At 35.1% G+C, this 1,512-nt stretch carries 1 protein-coding gene; it reads left to right on the forward strand.

Annotated elements, in window-relative coordinates:
- Nucleotides 1-30: 30 nt before the first annotated feature.
- Nucleotides 31-1,494: an IS1182 family transposase gene (locus CVD19_RS19320; RefSeq protein WP_101584621.1), complete on the forward strand. Its 1,464-nt coding sequence runs from the start codon at nt 31-33 to the stop codon at nt 1,492-1,494.
- The last annotated feature ends 18 nt before the right edge of the window (nt 1,495-1,512 follow it).

Genomic DNA, 1,512 nt, shown 5'->3' on the forward strand with positions numbered 1-1,512 from the left:
ATAGAAAACATTTAGAAAATTGGTGAAACTATGCTACCCAAAAAAGAATTAAAGCTCAGTTCATACAGTGAACTTTATAATATTTTGATCCCGAAAGACCATTTCTTGAGGAAGTTTAATGACTTAGTTGACTTTGAATTTATCTATGATGAGTTAAAAGATATGTATACTGAGGCATTTGGTGCTACTGCCAAATGCCCTATTATGATGTTTAAGTTATTACTTCTCAAAGTGATGTACCCTATGTCTGATCGTGATTTGATTGAGAGAGCGACATTTGATATGTCATTTAAATATTTTTTAGATGTAGCACCTGAAGATAAAATTGTTCATCCTACAAGCTTAACGAAATTTAGAAGACTGCGATTAAAAGATGCTTCATTATTAGATGTACTTATAAAAAAGACAGTTGAAATTGCCTTAGAAAAGGGGCTAATTAAATCCAATCAAATCATTGTGGATTCAACCCATACGAACAGTATGTTTAACTCCAAGTCTCCTGTTGAAATTTTACAAGAACAGTCGAAACAACTAAGGAAAAGTGTTTATAAACTGGACGAGAAATATAAGGAGAAAATGCCTGCTAAACCAAATACGAATGATTTATTAGACCATATAAACTACTGTACTCAATTAATAAAAGTCATTAAAAATGATGAAAAGTTGTACATAAAAGAAGACGTTAAATTAAAAGCCCACTTGCTGGAAGAGACCGTAAATGATGATATAGAACAACTAAACTCAACAGTAGAAAAGGATGCAAAAGTTGGACATAAGAGTTCAGATTCATCATTTTTTGGATACAAAACCCACATTGCGATGGTTCCAGAGCGTATCGTGACCTCAGCTGTCGTTACTACAGGTGAACAGAATGACGGAAAACACGCCCAAGAGTTAATTGAGAAATCGGTTGAAAACGGAATTGAAGTGAAGGCACTCGTTGGAGATGGGGCTTATTCCGAGAAAGAGATGATTGAATATGCAAAAGAGAAAGAATTTAAGTTAGTATCGAAATTAAGCAAGACCGTTTCAGAAGGACATAAACGAGCATCAGGGGAATTTTATTACAATAAGGATGCTGGGCGATATGTATGTACAGCTGGGCATATGGCTGTTAAGAAAGCATTACACGGAAAGAAAAAACACGCTGCCGAAGGAACTGTGTTACGAGAAACCCATTACTTTGATATTGAGAAATGTAAGGTTTGTCCACTTAGAGAAGGCTGTTATAAAGAAGGAGCCGCAAGTAAGACATATACTGTAACTTTGAAGAAGGATAAAATTCATGAAGAACACCAACTCTATCAGGAAACAGATGAGTTCAAGGAGTTAGCGAAAAACAGGTATATGATCGAAGCTAAAAATGCAGAGTTAAAGAATCGCCATGGGTTTAAAAAAAGTCATTCCCATGGTTTATTAGGTATGCACATACAAAGTGCAACAACCATCTTCGTAGTGAACATGAAACGAATTATCACGATAATGGGTCAATAATAACCCATTTTACCCACC

The sequence above is a fragment of the Bacillus sp. T33-2 genome (assembly GCF_002860205.1).
GTDB lineage: Bacteria > Bacillota > Bacilli > Bacillales > Cytobacillaceae > T33-2.

Coding starts and splice junctions, on each gene's coding strand:
- CVD19_RS19320 (WP_101584621.1), top strand. CDS start 31: ATGCTACCCAAAAAAGAATTAAAGCTCAGTTCATACAGTGAACTTTAT.